General features: G+C 37.0%; 20 protein-coding genes. 11 read left to right on the plus strand and 9 right to left on the minus strand.

Annotation, left to right across the window (positions count from 1 at the left end):
- Positions 1–378, plus strand: a 378-nt coding sequence (locus QVB70_RS05000) for a zinc ribbon domain-containing protein (RefSeq protein ID WP_287584003.1), incomplete at its 5' end; no start/stop codon positions are given.
- Here the strand turns inward: QVB70_RS05000 and QVB70_RS05005 are convergent.
- Positions 362–2,836: a M1 family metallopeptidase gene (locus QVB70_RS05005; protein ID WP_287584004.1), complete on the minus strand. Its 2,475-nt coding sequence runs from the start codon at positions 2,834–2,836 to the stop codon at positions 362–364. The two genes, QVB70_RS05000 and QVB70_RS05005, sit on opposite strands and share 17 nt — an antisense overlap.
- Before the next feature lie 177 nt (positions 2,837–3,013).
- On the opposite strand from QVB70_RS05005, the gene QVB70_RS05010 reads away from it, so the two are divergent.
- Complete coding sequence (locus tag QVB70_RS05010; protein WP_287584032.1) at positions 3,014–3,592, plus strand: RDD family protein; 579 nt, start codon at positions 3,014–3,016, stop codon at positions 3,590–3,592.
- A gap of 468 nt (positions 3,593–4,060) precedes the next feature.
- Here QVB70_RS05010 and QVB70_RS05015 read toward each other — a convergent pair whose 3' ends face one another.
- The 5 genes from QVB70_RS05015 to QVB70_RS05035 all read right to left on the minus strand — a co-directional run bounded on the left by QVB70_RS05015 (position 4,061) and on the right by QVB70_RS05035 (position 7,935).
- On the minus strand, positions 4,061–5,083 hold the full coding sequence (locus QVB70_RS05015; RefSeq protein ID WP_287584006.1) for a radical SAM protein: 1,023 nt from the start codon (positions 5,081–5,083) through the stop codon (positions 4,061–4,063).
- Between the two features lies 1 nt (position 5,084).
- Positions 5,085–5,375, minus strand: coding sequence for a lipoate protein ligase C-terminal domain-containing protein (locus tag QVB70_RS05020; RefSeq protein WP_287584009.1), 291 nt, complete (start codon positions 5,373–5,375; stop codon positions 5,085–5,087).
- A 9-nt stretch (positions 5,376–5,384) separates the two neighbouring features.
- A complete protein-coding gene (locus QVB70_RS05025) occupies positions 5,385–6,167 on the minus strand; it encodes a biotin/lipoate A/B protein ligase family protein (protein WP_287584011.1) in 783 nt (260 codons plus the stop codon).
- Between the two features lie 163 nt (positions 6,168–6,330).
- Positions 6,331–6,810 (minus strand): hypothetical protein, encoded by a 480-nt coding sequence (locus QVB70_RS05030; protein WP_287584012.1) that lies wholly within the window; start codon positions 6,808–6,810, stop codon positions 6,331–6,333.
- 120 nt (positions 6,811–6,930) lie between these two features.
- Positions 6,931–7,935, minus strand: a complete 1,005-nt coding sequence (locus tag QVB70_RS05035) for a radical SAM protein (RefSeq protein WP_287584014.1) — start codon at positions 7,933–7,935, stop codon at positions 6,931–6,933.
- 161 nt (positions 7,936–8,096) lie between these two features.
- Between QVB70_RS05035 and QVB70_RS05040 the strand changes: the two genes are divergently transcribed.
- Positions 8,097–8,267 carry a hypothetical protein gene (locus tag QVB70_RS05040; protein ID WP_287584016.1) on the plus strand — a complete coding sequence of 57 codons (171 nt, stop codon included), beginning with the start codon at positions 8,097–8,099 and terminating at the stop codon, positions 8,265–8,267.
- A gap of 716 nt (positions 8,268–8,983) precedes the next feature.
- Here QVB70_RS05040 and QVB70_RS05045 read toward each other — a convergent pair.
- Positions 8,984–10,150 (minus strand): MFS transporter, encoded by a 1,167-nt coding sequence (locus QVB70_RS05045; RefSeq protein ID WP_287584017.1) that lies wholly within the window; start codon positions 10,148–10,150, stop codon positions 8,984–8,986.
- 243 nt (positions 10,151–10,393) lie between these two features.
- Here QVB70_RS05045 and QVB70_RS05050 point away from each other — a divergent pair, with 243 nt between their 5' ends.
- Together QVB70_RS05050 and QVB70_RS05055 are read left to right on the plus strand one after the other, a co-directional pair.
- On the plus strand, positions 10,394–11,629 hold the full coding sequence (locus QVB70_RS05050; RefSeq protein WP_287584018.1) for a transposase: 1,236 nt from the start codon (positions 10,394–10,396) through the stop codon (positions 11,627–11,629).
- A 440-nt stretch (positions 11,630–12,069) separates the two neighbouring features.
- Complete coding sequence (locus tag QVB70_RS05055) at positions 12,070–12,834, plus strand: PAC2 family protein (protein ID WP_287584019.1); 765 nt, start codon at positions 12,070–12,072, stop codon at positions 12,832–12,834.
- Positions 12,835–12,863: 29 nt separating this feature from the next.
- On the opposite strand, the gene QVB70_RS05060 is transcribed toward QVB70_RS05055, so the two are convergent.
- Entirely contained in the window at positions 12,864–13,562 is a 699-nt protein-coding gene (locus QVB70_RS05060; protein WP_287584020.1) for an ERCC4 domain-containing protein, read from the minus strand.
- A 304-nt stretch (positions 13,563–13,866) separates the two neighbouring features.
- Here QVB70_RS05060 and QVB70_RS05065 point away from each other — a divergent pair, with 304 nt between their 5' ends.
- The 3 genes from QVB70_RS05065 (at position 13,867) to QVB70_RS05075 (ending at position 15,632) form a co-directional block, all read left to right on the plus strand.
- Positions 13,867–14,520, plus strand: coding sequence for a hypothetical protein (locus QVB70_RS05065; RefSeq protein ID WP_287584021.1), 654 nt, complete (start codon positions 13,867–13,869; stop codon positions 14,518–14,520).
- 39 nt (positions 14,521–14,559) lie between these two features.
- Entirely contained in the window at positions 14,560–14,964 is a 405-nt protein-coding gene (locus tag QVB70_RS05070; protein WP_287584022.1) for a hypothetical protein, read from the plus strand.
- A 125-nt stretch (positions 14,965–15,089) separates the two neighbouring features.
- The gene (locus QVB70_RS05075; protein WP_287584023.1) at positions 15,090–15,632 is read left to right on the plus strand and encodes a Rab family GTPase; all 543 of its coding nucleotides are present in this window, start codon (positions 15,090–15,092) and stop codon (positions 15,630–15,632) included.
- A gap of 61 nt (positions 15,633–15,693) precedes the next feature.
- On the opposite strand, the gene QVB70_RS05080 is transcribed toward QVB70_RS05075, so the two are convergent.
- Positions 15,694–16,038: a hypothetical protein gene (locus QVB70_RS05080; protein ID WP_287584025.1), complete on the minus strand. Its 345-nt coding sequence runs from the start codon at positions 16,036–16,038 to the stop codon at positions 15,694–15,696.
- Positions 16,039–16,260: 222 nt separating this feature from the next.
- Here QVB70_RS05080 and QVB70_RS05085 point away from each other — a divergent pair, with 222 nt between their 5' ends.
- The 3 genes from QVB70_RS05085 to QVB70_RS05095 all read left to right on the plus strand — a co-directional run bounded on the left by QVB70_RS05085 (position 16,261) and on the right by QVB70_RS05095 (position 18,917).
- Positions 16,261–17,253, plus strand: a complete 993-nt coding sequence (locus QVB70_RS05085) for an ABC transporter substrate-binding protein (RefSeq protein ID WP_287584027.1) — start codon at positions 16,261–16,263, stop codon at positions 17,251–17,253.
- Positions 17,254–17,422: 169 nt separating this feature from the next.
- Positions 17,423–18,175, plus strand: a complete 753-nt coding sequence (locus QVB70_RS05090; RefSeq protein WP_287584029.1) for an ABC transporter permease — start codon at positions 17,423–17,425, stop codon at positions 18,173–18,175.
- Positions 18,162–18,917 (plus strand): ABC transporter ATP-binding protein, encoded by a 756-nt coding sequence (locus QVB70_RS05095; protein WP_287584031.1) that lies wholly within the window; start codon positions 18,162–18,164, stop codon positions 18,915–18,917. The genes QVB70_RS05090 and QVB70_RS05095 overlap by 14 nt, the downstream gene beginning before the upstream one ends.
- The last annotated feature ends 220 nt before the right edge of the window (positions 18,918–19,137 follow it).

Genomic DNA, 19,137 nt, shown 5'->3' on the forward strand with positions numbered 1-19,137 from the left:
CGCCTGTGGGGTAGAAGAATGCTGTCAACCAGCCTGGGTGGAATCATACGCATGCTTGAAGTCAAGGTGCATACACCGGTGGAAATTGACCGTTTCTTTCCCTCTACCAAGATTTGTTCGCGTTGCGGTCATCAGCGGACTATGAGTTTAGAAGAACGCACCTATGTGTGTCAGCATTACGGTCTGGTGATAGACCGTGATTATAACAGCAGTTGTGTGCTAGAACACGAAGGTCATAGAATACTAGGTAGGGGACCTACCGAAGTTACGCCTGCGGAGACTAATACCTCTACCTTAGCGTTGGACTATCTGAACCAGATAGCCTACGTTAAGGCAAGTATGGTCGCAGAAACAGGAAGCCTCACCGCTTTCGCATGAGGTAGTTCACTTCCATTCTCTCAATCGCCATTTTTATTGCGTCTGCATGTTTATCATAAAACGGCGCGTTAAGTAGAGTGTTTCTAACATCATCTTCATTGCCTAGCCCTCCACTTGTCGCTACAACAAGAAAAACTCTTTGGAAATGCATTGGATGTAATTTTTGGAGTTCTTCGAGGTTATCTACAAACCATTGCCAGCTATCATCTGTGAATGCAAGATTGTTTCCTGCACTGGCGATAGTAATATATTTGTTTTTGAGCGGTAATTCAACTAACGCAAACTTTAATGCCTCAAGTACTTTATCTTTTGTGTTGAAGCCTCCAAGAGCGCTTGTAATCATTATTTTTTCAGTTTCAGGCGTTTCTTCAGCCAAAACTCTGTTCTTAAAATAGTCCATTGCCTGTTCGTTGACTTCAGCTCCTATTCTTAATATTGTTGAGCGTAGATCCGCATGAATCGATTTACCATCTAAAATATCTTGAAATTTGGCTCTTCCGAATTCTGCAATCTTCTCGGAACCAAACTTGAAAGCGGCCCAAAGGAGAGCGGCTCTTGTGTCTGAATCTTGAGGTGTTTCATCCGTCTTTGGCTCTAATCCATAAACTTCAAGTGCATTTAATGAGATTTTTTTGCCAATAGCCATTATTTTGTCTCTCATAGGTTTGCTTATAAAATAAGCGTGTCTCAAATGCCCTATCAGAGAGTCAACAGGTAATGGCCTAGTCTCTTTAACAAACCAGTTTTCGACAAATTCCAGGTATTCCTTTAAGGAATAATCCCCTCTTCTAACCAGAGCATAAAAATCGTTTTCAATCCCAAAACTGTCTACTGGGTTTAGTTTCTGTTCTTTAATCAACTTGCCTAACTTAGTTAACATCTCTTTTTCATACTTGACTCGATAAAATGCCATATGGTTTGTATTCAACTTAAAAGCGATTGTATCTTCTGGAATTGATACACTTAGAGTTTGTTCTTTCATGATTGTAGTGATTGTTTTTGTTTCTCCATTCTTCAGGAAGAGTAAAATGTCAATTGGTAGTAGCCAAGTCTTATCTGATTTGTGTGGTAAAAACTTAAACTCTTCCTGTTTGAGGAATAAACTATTATCTTGTCTTCTTACTTCAACGATGGGAAAGCCTGACTGATGAATCCAAGATTCAGCAAATTCCTTTACCGGTTTGCCAGATGCTTCTTCAAGTGCAGACCAAAATTCTTCTGATGTTGTGTTTGAGTATGCGTATGTAGTTAGATAGTGATTTAAACCCGTTTTAAAATTCTCTTCTCCTAAAAATGAAAAAACTAGCATCCTAAGTATACAAGCACCCTTTGAATAAATAATTGGTGCGCTTGCTGCATCTATGCTGGCTTCTTCCTCGCCAGGAAGTTCAATTGGCATAGTTTCAATTAGTGAGTCTCTTCCCAGAGCCTCAATCAGGTCATCATTAATGAAGCGATCCCACATTTCCCATTCTGGATGGTAATGCGCGACAATGACGAAATTGCCAAAAAAGGTAGCAAACGATTCGTTAAGCCACAGATATTTCCAATCCTCAGGCGTGACCAAATCTCCAAACCACATGTGTGCTGTCTCATGCGCAACCGTCATTGCGACTCCTATCAGACCCCGTTTAGATGTTATCCCTGGCCACACTAACAGGGCGTTCTCACGATACAATGTAGCGCCCCAGTTTTCCATTGCACCAAAAGCAAAATCAGATACGGCAATATAATCACATTTCGGGAGAGGAAATTTAACACCTGTATATTCTTCTCCAAAAGTTAATGATTGTCGTGCTATTTCTAGGCCAAACTTGCCATATTGTATTTTTCCTGGAGTTGTTGCTACTCTAACTAATGGTTTTGTAGATGAATCTTCAATGAATTCGAAATCTCCTACACCAAGAAAAACGAGATATGTGGACATGGGTGGAGTACGTTCAAATCGAACCAACTTCTTTCCGTCACCCAGGTACTTTTCTTCAATAATGGGCATATTGCTTATCGCTTTAAGATTTTCAGCAATGATAAATTCGATGTCGAAAGTTGCTTTCTTTGCTGGATGATCGAAGCATGGAAACGCTCGCCGCGCATCTCTCTCCTCAAATTGAGTAACAGCAACGTATCTTTCTTCTCCTTCAATTTCATATTTTGAACGATAGAAGCCAATCAGTAAGTCGTTGATATTCCCAGTATAATCAATTGACAGCTCGATAGTGTCTTTCATTGTTTCTGGAAGCATTATTGTTGTTTCTTGCTTATCAGCATCAAAAGAGAATTCACAATCGTGGAATGTCTCATCTTTTTTTACCTTACAACTCCGGAAAATCAAATCATTTACATTCAAAACAACTTTGTCAACTGATTTTTCAGCCTTTGTTTCGATATCAATTCTTCCCTCAAAGGTGAAAGTATCTAGATTTGGTTCTAAATGAATTGTGTAATTTACAGGTTCCATCTATTCTCCCTCTTTCTAGAATTATAATGACTAATCGAATCAACTGTTTTGAATATTATTCGTTATTAAGTTTATAGATGATATCCTGATTACTTGTGACACAAAAAACCAAATCAATTATATCTTATGTTGTACAAGAATTCAAAAGAAACAGTGATAGGAAGTGATAATGTGTCAATGCAATATTGCCCTCACTGTGGTGCTGCATTAGATGATCCTAGTGCTAAGTTTTGTCCAAGTTGTGGCGCATCAGTAGCTGTTGCAGTTACTCCTACAACAGAAGTACCGCCACCTCCACCGCCTCCACCAACTGAAGTTCCACCTCCTCCCGTTTCTCCAGCAGTACAGGTTGAATACGCTGGCTTCTGGGAACGTCTTTTGGCATTTATTCTTGACGTAATAATCATTGGTATTGTAAGTTGGATAGGATTTTTTGCGATTATTGGTGGTGCGATGGATTATCTTGGTCTCAGTGGCCTATTTTCTTGGTTACTAGCATTTCTTTACTTTTGGGCATTGGAATCATTTAATAGAGGACAGACTATAGGAAAAATTGCCTTAAAGCTAAGGACAGTTGATGAATATAATCTTGAGCCGGCAACACCAGGCAACCTTGTCATCAATAATCTTAGTAGAGGCTGGTGGGTCATTATATTAGACTTCATAATTGGCATTTTAGCGAATCACGGCGACGTACAAAAACGTATAAGAATTCTACAAAACTTAAGTAAGACAGTGGTTATAAAAACAACTTAAAACTCTTAATATCATTTTTTTCTTTTTCTTCAACAAAATCCGACTATATCCGTCTCCAAAAACCACAGGATGCACATCTTTGAGTGCTATGCGAAAGTATATACATTGGAAGTCCACATCTAGGACAGATAAGCCCTCTGTTAATTCGCTTAGATACTCCTTCCATTTTTTTCAACCACTTAAGGTATTACTTGGATGTTACACAAACCCTGAGTAATCTATATTCTGTTGATAATTCTACGTTTTTAAAGAAGCAATGAGATCAACCAATTTTTAAGCAAGGTGATTCTAAATACTTTGTTAATCTCAGGAATTGATGAAGAGACTTTTTACATCTCTTTCATATAATTTGGAAGCATGAAAATAAATAAACATTCAGGTAAAGTCCTCCGCAAAAGGTGTATCGTTCTGAGTCAGAAATAAGAATTGGGACTTCTATATACACCATTGCAAGAGAAGTAGAAATTATTATTCCAACCACTCTGGGATCGTACAACATGCTTCAATCTTTTTTATTTTGAGATTTAGTTCAGTCAATTCTCGAAGTGCACTTCTTGTTGGAAGTACAAGTCGGTCTGCGCCTGATTTGATGATTTGTTTGTCAATTTCAATACGCATACGTCCTTTGGGTCGCATACAACCTACAGAAAGGGGAGTTTTCGGAAACATTAATCTAGCAATAGCAACAATTTGTGCAAAAATTTCGGGGCTCGGAGCAGGTGTATGTTCCATTAGCGTTTCCCGAGTGGGTATGAGGCCAATAATCACTATTTCATCTGGGTTTATCTGGCGAGCCATTTCCAATGCATTTAACTCACCAACAATTTTTCCAAAATGAATTCCTAAACAGACGTGGGGGGCAACATACGAAATGCCTGATTGCTTTAACATCACTAAATTATTAAAATAGTCTTTAGGTGCTTTATCCAGCCCGTAAACTTCCTTAATTGTTCTTTCATTACCAATAACATCTACGGATGCAATATCAACACCTATTTTTCCCAACTTTTTAGCGATGGATCTGGAAATCAAGCCTGTATGAGCGTTAAGCACTAAATTTGTTTCTTTCTTAATTTCAGCAATGGCATCAAGAAATTTTTCAAAGGGTACTGCAGCATTTTCGTCTAGTCCACCACTCAATAAGCATCCGATAGCCCCATTCCTCTCCAATTCATAACATATTTCAAGCAACTTTTCAGGAGAACTTCCATCTAACATATGCTCCAGATAATGTTTATCACAATGGGCACAACTTAAAGAACATTCACTTCCAGTCAAAGAAATCGAAGGAAATCTCTCCCCAGGGAAATATGCTCTCAAAACCCTCCCAAAATGTTGTAGGCGAATATTAAATGCAGCCTTTTGAATAATCTCGACATCCTCTGGGAACGATTGAAAAAGGAACTTGGCTTCCTCATAGGTTATTGGTCTTTTAGAGGCGTTCTTCAAAATTTCCTTCACTTTTCGAGTTTGAGGTTCTTCCTGTAGCATTTTATCCCCGTAAAGCTGTTAGTAAAATGTCTAAAAAGTCCTCTGGACCGGCTCCCAAGATTTGAATCATTTCGTTTTCAAAGAATTTTGTTATGATCTCTCTTAATTTATTTTCGTCATTCTGTGCTCCATTTAACATATTTTCAAGCGTGTGGATTTCTTCTTCTGGATGCATATAGAAATCGCCAGTGAACATAATATTAACGATTTTACTCATGCTTTCGTCAGTTTCAACGGTTACTCGAAGCAATTTACCACCCGGGACCTTTTTTTCTGCCTTATTTTTCAACATATGACCTCCTTAGCGTTTGAAGACCCACTCTTTGGCACCATATTTTTCTGCCTTAAATTTTACTGCTAATTCTTTTTCACTTTCTGTTAGTGTCCCTCTTTCAAGCTGAATTGAAAGTGCCTTTGAAAAACCTCGTTCTAATGCATCTTTTAATGTCTCAAAATCAACAAGCGTATCTCCAAGTTCTCGTCGAATTGATGTAACTCGTTGTTCAACCTGTTCTATTAATTTATCACTTATCTTTTCTTTAGAGACCCGTAAAACAGAGAACATTTTCTTAACGTCTAAATCTCTCAAAATCGTTCCATGTTGAAGCATAACGGTTTCTTTATTAGGTTTCCGTCTTGTTTGGGCATTGCCTGAAATTTTTTTAGTCCCAGAAATGATATCATTAATGGGTTTAAAGGTAGCGTCAATACCGATATCGTTAAGTGCATAAATTATACCTTTGCAGATCAAATGATATGATTCTATTATATCCTTTGGAATTTTTGGATCATTATCTCGTACTAAAACGCTATACGTAATTTCTCCTTCATAATCGTGATAGACGGCTCCTCCACCTGTAATTCTCCTTACCACATCTACGCCCTTGCTTTGACAGGCTTCAATATCTACTTCTTCATAAACACTCTGGAAATATCCTATTGAAACAGTAGAAGGATTCCAACGATAGGTTCGGATGGTGTTCGGAGATTTTCCATCCGAAATATGAGTTAGAATAGCTTCATCAATTGCCATATTGGTTGCACAATCATTTGTTTCTAATTCGAGTACTCTCCATGTATCCATTTTGTCCACCTTTCATACTTTATTCCCTTTTCACTAGAATGGCTACGTTCATTAGTACAAGATGATTTGAAAAGTCTTTTAGGTCCAATTATTTAAGTGCTTTCCGATAGCTGTAGGCGACTCTTTATTTTGTGTCAACGGATAATTTAGTGTGGCTGAAGGTTCATTCTTCTATTTTTGTGATGTATTCACAATAGGGATCCCCCGCACACAATCCTTTAACTCGTTCAAGGATAGCCTTTGGGTTTATGGCTTTAACAATAAGATTCATGAAGATTAAGGGCCAATCGCTGATATCTTTAGGCTTAGTTAACCAGGCACACCCAGCAGGGATTTTAAATTTCATAAGTTTTTTAGACTGCTCAAGCCTAGTGGCGTCCATCCCAGTAAGCTCCCACCAGATGCCCCACCACTTATCTATTGCTTCAATATCGTTTCCTTCTATTTTGAAGACATCTTTAAGTGTTTTTGTCATATTCTTTACTCTATCCTCCCTTTTCCAGACCCCTTCAATAAATTCAAGTGCTGCCGCTGCACCATGTTTTTCGCGATACTCATACATGACTGATTTAAATAATGTTGTCAACATTCCCTGAAGATATTTGTATTTCAGTTCCCAAGGTATCGCCATTTTCTTGGCCATAGTCTCCTCCTCACCTAAATTGGGTACTTATAGAGCGCCCCTCCTCGACGCGTTCAAGGACAAACTCCAGGAGTACTTCAATAAATGAAAATGCTACCTGATCCCCTTCCTTCACCTAATTCATTCACCAATCAAATTTAATTCCCTTTTAACAGTTGCAATATGTTCTTTGGTTAACTTATAAGGATAATTGTAAAAGGGGCCTCTTGGCGACTCATTATAAAAAGGTCTGTTGCAAGAAGGACATCCTGAAGTACGAAAAGGAGCTCCCGAGTCGATTATACTATTGAGTTCTTCTTTTGTTACTCCATAATCAAGCAAAGTTCCTTCTTTAGAAAAACTCATTTGTTCAAACCTCTTTTTATGAATGACGATTAAATGCCTGATCAACTGAATTCTCCGATAAACAGTTATTGATGGCTGTGCACGATTTTCAAGGGCAGTTCCTTTAATTGGTGTAAATGAAAAGAGCCCAGGTAGAATTTTCAAGTCGAAAAGTCTTTGAATAAGTTGTGCAACATCTTTTTCGCTTTCTCCAAGACCAATAATGATATGTGTACTTACCTTTCCATTTCCAAAAATCTCTAAAGCGTCAGTCAGAAGTTCAAAGGTACGATTCCAAGAATAAGGTCCTCCCACGCCTTTTCCTTTTACTTTATTGAATATTTGTTCAGTTGCTGCGTCTAATGGAATTCCAATGCGCTCCACGCCTAGTTCTTTAAGTGTAACCATTTGTTCTGCATTTATTGGTTGGCATGACAGGGATATTGGAATTTTAATGCTTCTTCGAATCTCTTTAACCAAATTTACAAGCGTCTGATAGAATTCTGGAAAATTTAAGGCTTGAATACATACTCTATGAATTTTTTTTCCTTGAATGGCCTTAGAAAGTCCTTCTATAACTTCTGTAGTCGAATATATAGGCCAAACTACTCGTGAAAGACGATCTAAGTCTGCAGTGCTTTCTCTTGCTTGGGGGCAGAAAACACAGTTTGCACTACACCTTGAGGGAACATAAGTCATTAGATATGCTGTAGTTGGCGCAGCATCAAGCCTGGATCGAATAAACCCAAGAACAATTGCTGTACCTAAACTTACGCGTAGTTTGTTAGTTGTTTCTGGCATTTGCGTCTCCCAGTTTCCTTTTTCACAACAAACATTGCACAATACAGGCTAAAATTTTGTTGCCTTTAAAAAAATATGAGTAAAGTTTTAAATTTTAAATACTCTTATATCAGCATTTACAAACTTAAGTAAAGAATTTCGCTTATGGAGGGATTTGCGAAATGGAAGAAAAAACGAAAATAGCAGTTTCCGGAGTATTATTACAAATAAAAGATCTTCTTCAATCTCTGACTGAGGAATTGAATAATGCAATGTTAAGGTTAGAGAGAATAGCTAAAGAAGCCGAAGATATTGCAGGAAAAAAAATTAAAGATCAAGAGTATGTAGTCTGATTTTCATCACTTTAATTGTCCTTATATCTTTCAGCTATTCCCCTCACGTAAGATGTTTTACCTCAAGGGTTCATTTCCATGCACAAGAGTGCTTAATTGTCTTTTTCAAGAGATTTTAAGATTTTTAGAAGGCATATGAAGAGCAAATTTGTGAATATATTTCGAACTCATTTAGTTTTATTGAATATATCCTATGCACTCTGTAGCTGTGACGTTGACATGAGGGTATCGCAACTAGTCGATATAACATCTGGAGTTCGTGTTGTTCTCCCCAAAGCCATATTCAATAAATAATTGATTATCAATACTTTGACTTATACTTATGTTTATGTGAGTTACCTCGTGTTAAAGCTTTGAGGCTTCCTGCTTCAACGACAGACTCGATCCCCTGGCGGGTTACGGAGGTCTTATCTCCACAGGCTTAAATTCCCTACGCCCCGTAGGTACTGCTAACGATGGGATACAATCGGAGTCTGCACCTTGTCTGCAAGTGTGCGAGTTATCCCTCCAATTGTTATTGATACCTTCCTCATTCCACCTATATAACTTGAGGGAGACCCCTCAATGCACGTGATGAAAGTGAACTCTCACTCACGCAATTCATCACCATGCTGATGCGGTGGTGCTTTCTTGCTTAGCAATTGTAAAACTTCAAGAGAATAACGAGTGAAATTTCTACACTCCTGTCTCCATTCTTTAAATAATATTTTTTTAGTTCACTTCACATCTAAGAAGAGAATAAAAAGCACAGCAATAAATGCTGAAAGAGACATAGCCAAAAATGAAGCATAGTAGGCACCGGTGACGTCTTTAAGATATCCTACAATAGGAACAACTAGTACCGAAATGGCGGTACAAGTTGAAATGATTCCAAAAGCAAAACTAACACTTTTTTCCTCTGTGAGTTCTTTAGGATAGGCATAAATAGGAGTAGGAGTCATGGCTGCAAAACAACCTAAAATAACTAAGATCAGAGGAATATACAAAATATCAACAATTGGAAAAATTAAGAGAAAAAAAGCAAAAAAAATATTTCCGACGATAATAAATACCTTACGACCGTATTTCTGGATAAGCCAACCTATCGTTGGTGCCATAGGAAGTGCACCTGCCATATATAGACTCATTATAACACCCGCTAAAGCTAAAGAAAAACCTTTTTCGCTAGTTAAGAATGTAGGTCCATAAGTGACAAGAGATACGGTTGTAAAGTTAAAACAAAACCATGCCAAAGCAACTAGCCAGATTTTCTTATCATAAAGGACTCCCTTATGAAATTTAATTGAAACGCTGTCTAATTGAAACGCTGTACTTCGTTCTTTTAGCAAAAACAGGTTCAGAAACAATATAACAGCAATAACAACCATCCCTAATAGAAGCCAATTTCTCCATCCTCCAAAAATTTCACTAATTCTTGCTCCAATTGCAAGAACGAGGAGAACAGAGACGGGTATTGTTAAAGCGAATATTCCCATAGCTTTACCTTGTTCCTTCTGATTGAACCACATCGGAATGAGTGATGATGCTGTGACAAACACAAGTGTTCCACCTATACCTCCCACAAGTCGTCCGATTAACAAAATCGTAAAACTTGTTGAAAACACGGACATGAGAACCCCTATCAGGAGAAGTCCAAGTCCAAGTATTGATATTTTCTTAACTCCAAACTTGACTATGATTAAAGCTCCAGGAATAGATATAATGATTGCTGGTGCAGCAAAAAAAGTCATCAGTAATCCCGCCTCTGCAAGGGTGATAGAAAATTCAGCAACAATAAGTGGAAGTACTGGAGGGATCGAATTTAACACGAATCCGTATAAGAACATTTGAAGAAATGACAAAAATAGAGCTATCCAGCGGTAGGATGATTCGTTAAAATCCATAATATATAATCACCAAACTTGTTGTCTTCTACTTTTTCCCATAATTAATTACTTTACGGGCTTAATATGAGTTAGAGTCACTCCTTTTAAAGTTTCTGGGGCGCGAAATTTGTTTGTCCTTATTAAAAAAGTTTTTAAGAGTTGTAGTAGGAAGTCCCCTTCCGACAAGTGGGGGATGAAAGCCGCTGGTCTTATATAGACTTTTTGATTATTACTATTAGTAAAGAGTTCTACGTGAAGTCTATGAAACTCACACAGAAAATCAGGATCTTTCCGACACCAGAACAGGAAACAGTTCTCTGGAAGCTCTCAGAGAAGTGCAGACTCATCTATAACTTTGCCCTTGCCGAAAGAAGGGACGCCTATAGAACCGGGGCAAAGAGGGTGAACTATCGCACACAGCAAAACAGCCTACCGCTCATCAAAGAACAATTCCCAGAGTATAAGTGGGTGTATTCTAAGGTCTTACAGTTTGCTCTCAGGTCGTTGGCTGCTGATTACAAGTCGTTTTTTGCCCTTCGAAAAAATGGGTGCGCCGATGCTTGTCCCCCGCGATTCAAAGGAAAACAGTACTTCACCACGATGATGTATAACCAGTCGGGATTCAAGCTCGAACCTGGAAAAATTACCTTTTCCCATAAATACAATGATGTACCTTTGGTGTTTGTCATCCCGGACAAATTTTCTTTTGACGATAAGCAGGTAAAACAGGTCGCCATCTCTTCATACAGAAGTAAATATTTTGTGACTATCACTTATGAGTTGGAAGAACCCCGCTATGTGGATAACGGTCTGTACCAAGCCATAGACTTAGGAATTACCCACATCGTTACGGCAGTCAATTCCCAGGGTAAGTTCTTGGTGGTAGAAAATCAGCGCCCAGACAAATATTGGAATCCGAAAATAGCCAAAGTACAATCACGGAAGGACAAATGCAAGAAATTCAGCAACCGGTGGAAACTGCTAAACGAGATCAAACACAAATACGAGCGAAAGCGTGATAATCAGACGCGTGATTTCCAACATAAGCTCAGCAAGAAACTGGTGGAAAACACTAAAGCCAACACCATTATTATTGGCGAACTGGAAGTTAAACACATGGCACATTCGAATAAGGTGCCAAAACACATTAGACATGGGTTAAACCGCGCCACGCAGAACAGCGGGGCGCTGGGACGGTTCGTGCATTTTCTAACCTACAAATCGAGGCGAGTAGGTAAAAGGACAATAGAAATTGACGAACGAAACTCGACTAAAGCATGCTGGGTGTGCGGAAAACTGCATTCAATGCCAATTTGGAAACGAATTATGAGTTGTGACTGTGGTAACGTGATAGAAAGGGATAAAAATAGTGCGATCATCCTGATGAAACGTTACCTATCACAAAATGCCAAGTGGACGGGCTATCGGGTGTTTCTCGATAATCTGCGACACACAGCCAAATGTAAAACGAAAGTTTCTCCCGCAGTAGGGAGTTAGGAGGACTCGCAGGAAGCCCCATCCGTCAGGATGAGGTAGTTCACGAGTTGTTTTTCGTTGTTCTATTGAAATATTTATTTCAGGATAGCAGGTTGATGTATGTGGGTTCACCTATTACTCACTGAAAGATACGCTGTCTTTTTGTAGCGATTTCTCAAGAGTATATGTGCCAGTAACTAACTGGACTCACACACTGCTATCGTCGTGGAGGAATGTTCCCAGTAATGACCTCTTTGACGCAAACTTATTCACTCAAACTTCCACAAGATGATACCTTACGCCATCAGCTAGATATTTTACGGAATCTGATTCTACACGCCTTTCAGCTGTCATAGCGGGGACATCACCCACCTACTTAAACTAGTGGGTGGATAGATATGTTTTAATAGTTGTCAATATTTGTTAATACATGTCTATGATGAAAGGATCGGTGAAAATTTATGGACTGCTCTAATGGAATTTTTCTTCGATATGTCAATGGAGAACAAAAACTTCAACTTGACAAACCTATTCTTTTGATGGGCTTACCTGGAATGGGAATGGTAGGAAAGATGACGATAGCCTATCTTATCGAAGAGCTTCTTGCAGAGGAAGTAGTTCGAATTTATAGTTCATTTTTTCCAAGTATCTGTTTCCTCGATAAAGGAGGTTTAGGAAGACTTACTCGTTGCGAGATTTATGCAGTAAATGACACAAAACCTAATTTTCTTCTATTTACAGGAGACTGCCAACCACTTTCATGCGGCATGGTACAGGTGATATCAACTGTTTTAGATGTCGCTCAAGAAACTAATGTTGATACAGTCATCGCAATTGGTGGTTTACGCACCCAAAATGGACCAGATGTCGCTGCTTTTGTCTTTTCAGAAGATGATGCTACATTTCTTGAAAAGTATGATGTAGAGATGTTGTCTTCAGGTCAAGTTACAGGCGCTGTTGGTGTTATGACTGCTCTTGCAGCTGAGAGGGATATTAAGTCATTTGGAATGTTAGGAAGGCTCTATTCTGAGGCCCCAGTAGACCCGATTGCAGCTCAAAATGTGTTAAAAAAACTAATAAACCTTTATAAGCTTGACCTCGATCTTGATAAGTTTTCTGATATGATTGAAGAAGCACGAGAAAAAGAGGTTATACGAGAAAAACTTGTTGAGTCCATTAGAGAGAAAACTGATGAAGAAGAACGATCATCTTGCTATTTTATCTAAAATTAGATGTTCATTCTTTCAAAACCAGATTACTTCTCAATTTCTTTATTTTGTTTTTCATTGATCAGATCTATATATAATGAATTAAAAACGGCATACAACTTCTCTGCCAATTTTTTCCCAATCCCCTTTACTTCCATGAAAGCCTCTGGTTTTGCGGTCACTAAATTTTCAAATGTCTTGAATTTGATCAGTAATTTTCTTGCAAGTTCATCATTGATACTAGGGATGCCTTTTAGAATGTAATTTTGTAACTCAGAGATCTCTGTTGGTGCTTTTGTCATGCGAGTTGCAACACGAGTAACTCTATCGTTTTTTTCGCGTCGAATGATCGTTAAAAGAAGTTTAACAGTATCCTTCGTATTTCGAGAGAAAATTACAGGCATGTCGAGGTGTATAAACAGTGTAGCCAATGTCTCTAGAAGGATATTCCGCTCCAAATCTTTGCTGTCATCATCCTCTAAGATAAATATAGGCCTTATAAATTGGTTTTTTAGCAATTCTGCATTTTTAAAGATATTACGCGTTTTAATTGATTCGTGAAACTCTTGAAATGTTTTAATGAAGCCCCCAATATCTTCCGAAACTATGAATTGAACTGGTTCTAAAGACTTTACTTCTAGAATAATGCCTCGTTTATTTAATTCATTGATAATGTCTTTTCTAACTGAAGAATCAATCATAATTTCAAAATCTTTTTCGTTTTTGGATTTAGATTCTGTATTCAACTTATATTACTCCATCGCGAATAGATAGACAAAGGCAAACAAAATCGAAAATGTTCTTATGCATAGAATAATCTTTCTTTTAAAAATATCATAATTTCTGCTACATCATCATATAATTTAACTAAATTACTGAAAATGTATTCATCAGAATTATTACTTAATTTTGTCGGAATGAAAATCTAAAATCCTTTTATGAAAATGACTTAGCAGAAAATCCTTGACTATTAACAAGTTCAATCTGCGGAGGTTTTTTTCATAAGTTTAAATTACTGAAAAAGTAATAAAACTCTTAAAAAGGCATTTAGTGAAACCAGCAATGAAAAATACCAAAGTATACCAGAACGAAGCTGAATTCAGTGTCAAAGCTAAGAGATATGTTTATGCTGCAAAATGTTTTAATTACTTAGCAAAACTCTTTTTAGAAAATAATAACGTTGATATGGCTGCACAATATTTTGTTAAGGGCGCAGAACTATGGTTATCTTTGGAAAATTTCTTTGAAGCAGGTCAAATGTATCGTCAAGCCGCTAAATTATCAAATCATCATTCACATCTTGTAAATAATGCACTCTCCTGTTTTTATGAAGCATTAACCACTTTTACTAACAATGCTAATTATTTTAAAGCAGGTCTTTGTGCAAAATATATAGCGTCCTGTTTTAATTCACTTGATCAAAAGGAGAAGCAATTTGAACATTTAAAACTGGCGGCTGAGTTATTTGTAAGTTCTGGAATGGAATATTTAAAATTAAAACAATATGACAAAGCAATTAATTCTTTTGAGTATGCAGTAAGATGTTATGACTATTTAGGATTAGATTTACAATCAGAACAAATTAAAAGTAAGATTCATAAGTATAAAAACAATTTGCATTTATCTAAAGGGAAAAAAAATGATAAAATGCAATTTAATGCATCAAATAACACTCTTATGTCAATTAAAAAAAAATTTCTCTGAAAAATCATAAATTTTGAGAAATCATGTTTGGTGAGGTCTATGGTCAAAACAGTAACATTTGCACAAGTTATTGATCTAGATACTCAAGTAAATATTCCTTCTGAATTTATGCAATTAATTGGCCCTCAAACTCAGAAAAATGCAGTAATCATCTATTCCCCGACAAATGACCTACTTAGAATTTTTTTCACTGACATTTCAGATATCTACAAAGTTGAGGCAAAAATAGATAGCCTTAGTCATGAATTCTTAAGCAGCTTAGGTAGTTTTTTAGGGGCACATGAAATCACTCCTCTTTATACAACTGGTTTTTGCGAGAAAGAATGCCTTTATGAGGGGTACTTTGAAATAGACCCCCTCAAGATGCCGTTAGAAGAGTTTAAAAAATATTTCTCAAATATACCGGGTATATCTGAAGTAAAAATGGTTCATTTCAAAATATAATCGTTCAATTTAGCATATGCGTTAATTAACGATCTTTATCAATTCTGAAAATGGATTAAACTCATAGAAATGTATTGAAATAGTTAATTTAGAACGTTCATGAATGAAAAAATGGTTGATTATCGATGGTACAAGCGCAATATTTTGACTCAGAAGAAGAAGCTCGCTATTTACTAAAAATTGTCCTTTTAGGAGATCCTTCAGTTGGAAAAACTAGCTTAGTAAAAAGATATGTCGATAATATGTTTAGAATGGATTATATGATGACGATAGGCACAGATATTCGCACAAAAATGATTAGTATCAACGATGAGCTAGTAAAACTCGTCATTTGGGATCTAGGTGGCCAGCCACTCTTTGCAGATGTAAGAACTACTTACTGTAAAGGAGCAAATGGCGCTGTCCTTGCTTTCGACCTAACTCGGCAAAAAACCCTGACGAATCTACATGGATGGGCTGAGATAGTATGGCGCTTTGTTGGAAAAGTACCAATTGCAGTTGTTGGAACCAAAGCCGATTTGAAAAGTATTCGTGAGACGTCAATGGAGCGAGCCTTAGATTTTGCTCGACTTACTGGTGCAAAAGTCTTTGAAACATCATCTAAAACTGGTGAAGGGGTAGAAAAAACATTTCAACATATTGTTCAGCAGATCCTAGATGATCTCTAGTGAGCTACCTCGTGCCCCTTTCACTAAATAAATCAACATATAAGAGTCTCTTTTTGGAAAACTAGAATTCAAATAGCTTTAACAGGGACTTGAATGCAACTTTTCCTTGATTTGTTAAAAAAAACGTATTTTCATTTCCTTTTTCTTGAATCAAGCCTGCAGCTTTCATGGCATTAAGTTTTGCTCGGATTACATTCTTTGGGAGACCTGAAATATGTAGACCGTCAATATTGTTGGGTGTTATACCGATCATAACCAGGAGGTTTGCGCCACTTTCGCCTAGTAATGTAAAAAGCGTTTCTGTATCGATGTCAAAATCGTCTCCATTTGATTTCGTATAGATCCCCCAATCATTAACTGTTGTAACTAAGAAATTAATTAATTCCTTGCATATAAAATTTTGCAATCAAAAAATAAGTTTAAATGATTTTGGTGACACAATTTTAAAGATTTACGTATTATTCAGATTTTGAGAATTGTGACTACCGATAAGTTAATTTTCTTTAGGACTAAACATAATTAGGTGTATCTACACCTCAATATATTGACTTTATTAGGCAGCAAATGAACAGATAAAAAAAGTAAGAACATTAAATAAAAGGGAAATAAGCAATCTGGAGCAATTGTTTTGGTATTACAAAATATTTTCCGAAGAAAAATGGCAGCTCTTTTAGTTATAGTTCTTGTTCTTGGTATAGGAATTGGATCTTTTGTTGTTTATTCAGATTTCATTAAATCTGAGAATTCGATTAAAATAGGATACCTCCGTGGAGATCTACATCACTTGGCATTTTTCGTTGCCTCAGAAAAAGACTGGTACGAAGGTTTAGACATCGAAACATCATTTTTCAGTAATGGTGTAGAGGAAATGGACGCTTTCACTTCAGGATCAATAGATATCGGCTATCTAGGTATTGCACCTGCAATATTAAAACGGATAAATGCTGAGACTAACATAAGAATTATAGCTGCTGTAAACTACCATGGATCAGCCATCATGGCACCTGTAGACTCATCGCTCCATTCGATATCTGATTTAAAGGGGAAGACTATTGCAATCCCAGGATATGGAACAGTTCAGAATATCTTACTCAATATGGCATTAGAACAATCTGGAATAAATATAAACGAAGTAAATATGACTCATATAGGTCCTTGGAATATGCAGGTAACATTAGAGCATGGAGGTGTTGATGCATTTATTGCTTGGGAACCATATCCTGCTAAAACAGTTGTAGAGGGAAGTGGAAAGTATCTAGTGAAAAGTAGTGAAATCTGGAAAAATCATCCATGTTGTGTTCTTGCTGTACGAGACGATTTTTTGAGAGATCATCGCGATATCGTCGAAAAGATCGTTAAAATTCATGTAAATGCAACAAACTGGATTAAAGCAAACCCAAGTGAAGCTGCCTCTATTGGTGCGCAATGGACTGGAGTAGATCAGGACGTTGTTGTTTTAGCTATGAAAAATATCGAATATAATTACTACCCTGACCAAGAAAGCATGACAAAATACCTAGAGAAACTTATACAGTATGGCTACGTTGATAGTACACAAGTAGAGGACGTAGATCTTTTTATGGATTCATTCATTGATACAAGTCTCATTGAGCAACTTTAAATTACCCAATAACTTGGCAGGGACTTTATCTACTGATAACAGACGCTTGAATCGTCTATGCACATAATGAACTTTTTTTAATGAAAAAAATATAAAAAATTGCGTTATTCATCTTAGATTAAGTGTGTAGATGATGAACTTCTTTCGTTTCGAACGAGTAATTTATACTTTGAGTTCAATTGCAATTGCATTGATTTTCTGGCATGTTGTTTCGTATATCCTTAGTATTGCATATATACCGTCTCCAATTGCGGTGGCAATAGCATTTATGCGTCTATCCGTTGAAGGAGATGTTTTTGGCTATACATTGTTCCATCATAGCGTTGCAAGCCTAATTAGAATTGCTATTGGCCTATTTTTTGCTGTGATTATTGGTATCCCTTTAGGAATAATCATAGGACTCTCGGAAAGAGTCTCTTATTTTGTTTCTCCTATTGTGGAAGTAATAAGACCGATTTCTCCAATAGCTTGGATTCCTTTTTCTATCATTCTATTTGGTATTGGCCTTACTAGTCATGCTTTTATTATCTGGTTAGGCGCATTTTTTCCAATTCTTCTAAATACTTATTCTAGCATGAAAGGAACGTCTCAAACTTTCGTAGAAGTTGTAAAAAGCATGGGAGCGTCAAATCTACAAACAATTCGCTATGTTATCCTCCCAGGATCACTACCAGATATTATTACAGGATTTCGTATTGGTGTAGGCGTTGGCTGGATGTGTCTAATCGCTAGCGAGATGGTTGGACAATATCCCCCTCTTGGACTGGGATTTCTTGTACTTTTTATGGCAGAAATAGGACGATATCCCTCTATGATTGCAGGAATGCTTACAATTGGTTTCTTTGGAATTCTTCTCAATTACATAATTCTTTTCTTGGAAAAGAAATTGTTTAAGTGGCGAGAAAAAATTGAAGTCTATTAAAATCCAAGTTCAAGGCATATCAAAAACATTTCAGTCATTAGAAATACTTCAGGATATTTCTTTCAATATATTTAAAGAAGAAATCGTTTGCCTTGTTGGACCTACTGGGTGTGGAAAAACTACACTTACTCGTATTATGGCGTGTCTTGAGAAACCAGATACGGGGCGCATATTACTTGATGGCGAAGAAATATCAGTACCCGCAAATAAGATCGGATATGTACCTCAAGGTGAATCTTTGTTGCCTTGGCGCAATGTTTTCGAAAACATTTCTTTGGGTCTTGAAATTTCAAAAGAGGCACCGCAAAATCATAAAGAACGGATTTATGATCTTTGTCGATGGATAGGATTAGCTGGTTTTGAAAAAACGTACCCAAAGGATCTAAGTGGTGGAATGAAACAAAAAGTTGCCTTTGCAAGAACTTTAATTGTAGATCCTGTTATCCTCCTCTTGGATGAACCATTTGTTGCCCTAGATGCACAAACGCGTAATTATATGCAATCAGAATTACTTAGAATCAAGAAAAAATTCAAAAAAACGATTTTTTTTGTAACACATAATATTGATGAGTCTGTTTTTTTGGCAAATCGTGTTGTCGTTCTTTCAAAGAGACCTGCGTGCATTAAAAAGATTGTAACAATTCCTTTAGAGTATCCTCGAGAGAGAACTAGTCTAGAATTCAACAATATTCGGAAAGAGATTTTAAATTCACTTGATTTCATTCCATTACAAGGTCATTAATTCCTGTTTTTTTTGAATCGGCAGAAATCACATCTCATACGAGGAGTTGTGTTTACATGAGTTTATTTCAATGACTATTTTTATAGAAACGCATAAATGCTTGAAAAACTAATATATCAAATCCAATTTCACAAAGGTCAACTACCCCTCCCTTTCGGAAGGGACTTGAAAAAGTCTCTGTAGAGGGGTAGGAGATTAGCCTGAGTGATGTCTCCTTCAG

It is taken from the genome of Candidatus Borrarchaeum sp. (assembly GCF_019058535.1).
Classification (GTDB): Archaea; Asgardarchaeota; Sifarchaeia; order Borrarchaeales; family Borrarchaeaceae; genus Borrarchaeum; species Borrarchaeum weybense.

Excerpts from the sequence above, each read along its gene's own strand:
- QVB70_RS05010 (WP_287584032.1), top strand. The coding sequence starts at position 3,014 with ATGCAATATTGCCCTCACTGTGGTGCTGCATTAGATGATCCTAGTGCT.
- QVB70_RS05045 (WP_287584017.1), bottom strand. The coding sequence starts at position 10,150 with ATGGATTTTAACGAATCATCCTACCGCTGGATAGCTCTATTTTTGTCA.
- QVB70_RS05035 (WP_287584014.1), bottom strand. The coding sequence starts at position 7,935 with ATGCCAGAAACAACTAACAAACTACGCGTAAGTTTAGGTACAGCAATT.
- QVB70_RS05020 (WP_287584009.1), bottom strand. The coding sequence starts at position 5,375 with ATGTTGAAAAATAAGGCAGAAAAAAAGGTCCCGGGTGGTAAATTGCTT.
- QVB70_RS05070 (WP_287584022.1), top strand. The coding sequence starts at position 14,560 with ATGGTCAAAACAGTAACATTTGCACAAGTTATTGATCTAGATACTCAA.
- QVB70_RS05040 (WP_287584016.1), top strand. The coding sequence starts at position 8,097 with ATGGAAGAAAAAACGAAAATAGCAGTTTCCGGAGTATTATTACAAATA.
- QVB70_RS05015 (WP_287584006.1), bottom strand. The coding sequence starts at position 5,083 with ATGCTACAGGAAGAACCTCAAACTCGAAAAGTGAAGGAAATTTTGAAG.
- QVB70_RS05075 (WP_287584023.1), top strand. The coding sequence starts at position 15,090 with ATGGTACAAGCGCAATATTTTGACTCAGAAGAAGAAGCTCGCTATTTA.
- QVB70_RS05055 (WP_287584019.1), top strand. The coding sequence starts at position 12,070 with ATGGACTGCTCTAATGGAATTTTTCTTCGATATGTCAATGGAGAACAA.
- QVB70_RS05050 (WP_287584018.1), top strand. The coding sequence starts at position 10,394 with ATGAAACTCACACAGAAAATCAGGATCTTTCCGACACCAGAACAGGAA.
- QVB70_RS05005 (WP_287584004.1), bottom strand. The coding sequence starts at position 2,836 with ATGGAACCTGTAAATTACACAATTCATTTAGAACCAAATCTAGATACT.
- QVB70_RS05030 (WP_287584012.1), bottom strand. The coding sequence starts at position 6,810 with ATGGCCAAGAAAATGGCGATACCTTGGGAACTGAAATACAAATATCTT.
- QVB70_RS05025 (WP_287584011.1), bottom strand. The coding sequence starts at position 6,167 with ATGGATACATGGAGAGTACTCGAATTAGAAACAAATGATTGTGCAACC.